Annotated in this window: 4 protein-coding genes and 2 tRNA genes; 4 read left to right on the forward strand and 2 right to left on the reverse strand. The window is 65.0% G+C overall.

What is annotated here, in order from left to right; all coding sequences use genetic code 11:
• The coding region (locus ELR45_RS20715; RefSeq protein ID WP_165367969.1) for a phosphotransferase enzyme family protein at nucleotides 1–947 on the reverse strand (947 nt) is incomplete at its 3' end.
• Between the two features lie 343 nt (nucleotides 948–1,290).
• On the opposite strand from ELR45_RS20715, the gene ELR45_RS20720 reads away from it, so the two are divergent.
• Nucleotides 1,291–1,785, forward strand: a complete 495-nt coding sequence (locus tag ELR45_RS20720) for a transposase (protein WP_165367970.1) — start codon at nucleotides 1,291–1,293, stop codon at nucleotides 1,783–1,785.
• Nucleotides 1,786–1,850: 65 nt separating this feature from the next.
• Nucleotides 1,851–2,555, forward strand: coding sequence for a class I SAM-dependent methyltransferase (locus tag ELR45_RS20725; RefSeq protein ID WP_205856961.1), 705 nt, complete (start codon nucleotides 1,851–1,853; stop codon nucleotides 2,553–2,555).
• A gap of 1,274 nt (nucleotides 2,556–3,829) precedes the next feature.
• Here ELR45_RS20725 and ELR45_RS20735 read toward each other — a convergent pair.
• A tRNA-Gly gene (locus ELR45_RS20735) sits at nucleotides 3,830–3,900 on the reverse strand.
• 65 nt (nucleotides 3,901–3,965) lie between these two features.
• On the opposite strand from ELR45_RS20735, the gene ELR45_RS20740 reads away from it, so the two are divergent.
• Nucleotides 3,966–4,041: transfer RNA gene (locus ELR45_RS20740), tRNA-Pro, on the forward strand.
• Between the two features lie 98 nt (nucleotides 4,042–4,139).
• Nucleotides 4,140–4,876 (forward strand): trigger factor (gene tig, locus ELR45_RS41190; RefSeq protein WP_240759939.1); only part of this gene is annotated, 737 nt, incomplete at its 3' end.

Consider the following 4,876-nt stretch of genomic DNA (forward strand, 5'->3'; position numbering starts at 1 on the left):
TACTCGAACGCCATGAGGTACAGCGGCCGTATGCACATCACCGCCTCGAATCGGTCGAGTTCCTCGTCGGTCAGCTCGACGTGTCGGCGGTATGCGTTGACGCCCGCGTCGATCAGTTCCTCATTGAGCCAGGTGCCCCACATCAGGTAGGCGAAGTCGACGAGTCGCGGGCCGCGCCCAGACGCCTTCCAGTTGATCGCGACGGGTCCGTGTTCGCTCACGACGGCGTGATCGGGGGCGTGAAGGAGGTTGCCGTGGAGCAACGCCTCGGGAAGACCGTGACCGTCATCAGCCGAGCGAACCTGGTCGCGGATCTGCTCGAATCGCTCGCGATGGGCCGGCGCGACCTTCGTGTCCACGGCGTCGAGAAACGACAGGGCGGCCAGCAGGTCCTGCCGCGGGCTGCCCTCACGGCTGGGGTCCTCACCACTCGCCCCACCGGGGCGGCTGACGGACTCGTCGAGCGGCAGCGCGTGCAGCCGTCCGAGCAGATCACCCATGATGGCGAACTTCTCTGCGCCGTCGGGGAGAGGAACACTTTCGACGAACCGGGTGACGAGGACCGCGCTTCCGTCGAACCCAGGTCCAGCGTCGTCGACCGCGAGGCGTTCCGCGGGGTAGTCGTGCCGCTCCAGGAATCGCAGGATCGCGGCGTCGCCCTCGACGCCGGCCCTCGGACGGGCGGGAGGGAACGCACGCGCGATCCAGGGGTTGCCGTCACGCCTGTCGATGCGGAAGACGTAGGTCTTGTGCACACTGATCTTCGTCGCCGCGACCGGTTCAATGCCGTAGCAATCCCGAAGATAGGCGAGCAGGCCATCAGCGGCGGGTTCGTGGTGCATGCGGGTACCGAGGCCTTCGAGATCGGTCAGCGCTTCGGTGTAGCGCTGCCCGGTCTCTTGGGCGTGGCGCCGGACAACCTTCTTGAAGCTGGCGTCCTTGGTCATGGGAACAAGCCTCCTCTGAACACCTTCGTCCCCCAGCGACGCGGTGTTGGAGAATGGCTTGTGACGTCGACGACCGAGAGGGCGAATTCCCCTTCGCCAATGGAACCCCGGCTGGGGTGGATGTTCCACAGCTCGGCGACCGGTCGCCGCCGTGCGGGCACTCTTGCAGAGCAGCCGTGTATTCGTCAAGGACTGCACCCGGTACCGGTCGCGTGACGATGATGATCCGCCTCTCGCTGGAGCCCGAACGGGCACGTAGCGGGCACGCGGACTCATCGGAAGGTGAATCAATGAAGGCCCGGGCGAATGTCCCGCCTGGCCTGGGCCTTCTGCTGTGGAGCGAGTGACCGGGATCGAACCGAACAACCAGCTTGGAAGGGCGGCCACCGCATGCTGCTCCTGCACGCCGGGGACAAGCTCTCCCGAGCGCGCCGTGCATCGGCTCGACCGCGTCTTCGCTCACGACGACCCGACCGGGGAGATCGGTGCCGCCTGGGGCGTGAAAGAACGCCTCCGGATGCTGCTCGCGTGCACCGACCTCGACACGGCCCGCGGCCTGCACGGCGTCGCCGTCGTGGCCGCTGACCTGCCCGAGGCCTGGCGACTGTGGGAGACCATCAACGACTGGTGGGACGAGATCGAGACCTTCATCGAAACTCTGGTCACCAACGCCCGTACCGAGGCCGCGAACACCGCGGTCAAGCACATCAAGCGCACCGGACGCGGCTACCGCAACCACCGGCACTACCAGGCCCGTATCCTGCTACGCAGCTACCGGCAGACACGCTGGCGGCGCGCACGCTTGAATCAGCAGGCCACCACGGCCAACTGCGGATGAGTCGGAAAAGGAGGAGGCGCTTAATGAGTGAAGCGTTCTACTCGCACGCGAGGCTGTACGACCTGATGTTCCCGGGCGGCGGGCCCGCAGTCGATTTCTATCGGGCCGACGCCAATCGGCAAGGCGGGCGCGTATTGGAACTCGGGTGCGGCACCGGGCACAAGCTGATCCCCATCGCGTCCGACGGGCATCCGTGCGTCGGCCTGGACTTCTCGTCAGACATGCTGGCTGAGGCTCAGCGTAAGGCGAACGAGCGCGGTACGGCGGTGGAATGGATGCAGGGCGACATGCGGGCCTTCGATCTGGGCCGCACATTCGACTTCGTGTTCATCACAGCCAATTCCCTTCTGCATCTGCATGAGGCTGAGGATCTGGTGAACTGCTTCCGGTCGGTTCGAAGACACCTGGCACCTGGAGCACGGTTCGTCTTCGATGTATTCAACCCGAGCGTGCGCCTACTTGCCGAAGCCGATGGCGTGCGGCGCACCCGGGAGTCGTTCATGGATCCTGACCGTGGCGACGTTAGCGTCGATGTCGCTGAGATCTACGATGCGCCCGCGCAAGTTACACGCGGGACGTGGTACCTCTCGACTAACTCCGAGCCCGACTTCGTCGTCGCACCGCTCGAAATCAGGAGCATCTTCCCGCAGGAGCTGCCGCTGCTCGTCTCGCTCGGCGGCCTTCGGCTCGTCGAGCGCTTCGGCGACTGGTCCGGTCGACCATTTGCCGTGGATACGCCGCTTCAACTCTGTATCTGCGAGTCCGCGTGATTGAAGACGAGAGCACAGTCTCGGTCAAGCAAATTCCGCCCTGGCGAACGACACGCATCCCGCACCGTCGACAGGCACTTCTACAGCCAGCGTCGTATCGACAGAATCACCGCTCGTGAGAAATCGTCAAGCTAGAGACATCGGGTCAAGTCCCGCGGCGTGGTGTACGACGGTTGATCCTTCGTCGTGTACTGGTTAGGCGCTGATCGCGCCGGCGGTGTCGTTGGTGATGGCCTCCTCGCTCTGCTCGGTGGTGTTGATCAGCGTCATGCGGCTGCGGGCCAGGACGTCGACGCCGAGGTAGCGGCGGCCCTCGTCCTGGCCCGTATCCTGCTACGCGGCCACCGGCAGACACCCCGGCGGCGCACACACTTGAATCAGCAGCCACCACGGCCAACTGCGGATAGCCTCTTCCCTCCGCAAAACGATGTGACCCTAGGTCTGTGCGGTGCGCACCCGACAGTCCGAGCGCTCATCGATGCCGACAACGCCTCGAGGCCCGTGCCGTAGACGGTGGTCGGATTTTCATCGGGGCTCGGCCTGAATCGACCCAACCTGCCCCCAATCTTGCCGCCGACCGGTAATTACGCTCCGCTGGTTGCCGTTCCGACCCGGGGTCAGTGGTTGAGGGCCTCTCGAAGGTCCGACGCGGCCTTGGCGATCCGGGACTGGAGCGCGCGCAGGTGTCCTTCAGCTCGTCGCTTTGTGCCTGGTCGATGGGGTGATCGTTGCCGGGGTCGATGCAGATGTCGTTGAAGCTGCCCATTCCGCTGTAGGCTGATCAAACTCCTCGTCGGTCACGTGCCGATCCTGCCGCATTTGCCCCAGAGACGGCGGGAGCTCGCCTGTTCTGCCGAAGCCGCTCTGGATACCGGCAGCCCGTGCGCGCGACGGTGGCACCCATGAGGTGTCGGGAGATCTGAAAGCCCAGGAGCATCGGTTGGAACGAGCGTCTCGCGGCGTTGTCCGGCGCCACGACGCGTGAGCTGATGAACCAGATGGGCCATGCCAGCATGCGTGCCGCGCTGATTTGCCAGCACGCCACGAACGAACGGGACCGGGAGATCGCCCGGAGACTGAGCGCCGCCTTTGACGAACAGCACACTGCCAGGAGCGGTCCGACAACGGGCCACGACGATCCCAAGGCGAGTAGCACGGGCCAGAAAGAGCGACGAGCTAATCGCACGTGGATCGCACGAACTACCCAAATGCCACAAAGAAGGCCGACCCGCAGGTCAGGGCCATGCTTGTTCTGACCTGCAGTTTCGCTGCGGAGCGGGTGACGAGAATCGAACTCGCACAACCAGCTTGGAAGGCTGGGGCTCTACCATTGAGCTACACCCGCGTGTGGCCTGCGTGCACCACCGGTTAAGACTATAGCGTGTTCTGCCGTAGACTTGTCGAGGCACGCGGGGCGTAGCGTAGTGGCTAGCGCGCCTGCTTTGGGAGCAGGAGATCGCAGGTTCGAGTCCTGTCGCCCCGACCAGCCAGCGGGTACGGTGGTGGGCCTGATGAACGGGTCCACCACCGGCTCGTGACAAAAGCCACTCACCATAGGCCACCCATCACAGGAGACACGTCAGCGTGAAGAGCGTCGTCGAGACCCTCAACCCGACGCGGGTCCGGCTCGCGGTCGAAGTTCCGTTCACCGAGCTCGAGCCGAACATCCAGTCCGCGTACAAGCGCATCAGCGGCCAGGTCAACATCCCCGGCTTCCGTAAGGGCAAGGTGCCGCCGCTGGCTATCGACCAGTTCGTCGGGCGCCCCGTCGTGCTGGAAGAAGCCATCAACGACGCCATTCCGAAGCTCTACGGCGACGCGGTCCGGGAGAACGACCTGGAACCGCTCGGTCAGCCCGAGCTCGACGTGTCGGAGCTCAGCGACGGCGAAGAGCTGAAGTTCACCGCTGAGGTCGCGGTGCGCCCGAAGATCGAGGTGCCCGAGTGGGAAGGCCTGGAAGTCCAGGTTGATGACATCGAGGTCACCGATGAGGACGTCGACAAGCGCATGGATGACCTGCGGGCGCGCTTCGGCACGCTCGTCGGTGTCGAGCGTGCAGCCTCGGACGGCGACTTCGTGCAGATCGACCTGAACGCCACGGCTGACGGCGAGCCCGTCGAGGGCGGACAGGCGACTGGTGTCTCGTACCAGATCGGCAAGGGCGGCATGATCGAAGGCCTGGACGAGGCTATCACTGGACTCTCGGCCGGCGACTCGACGACGTTCCGGACCAAGCTGGTCGGCACCCACGACGGCCAGGAGGTCGACTGTGAGGTGACCGTCACCGGGGTCAAGGAGCAGCAGCTGCCGGAGCTCGACGA

Origin of the sequence: Phytoactinopolyspora endophytica, assembly GCF_004138495.1 — a bacterium.
GTDB classification, from domain to species: Bacteria; Actinomycetota; Actinomycetes; order Jiangellales; family Jiangellaceae; genus Phytoactinopolyspora; species Phytoactinopolyspora endophytica.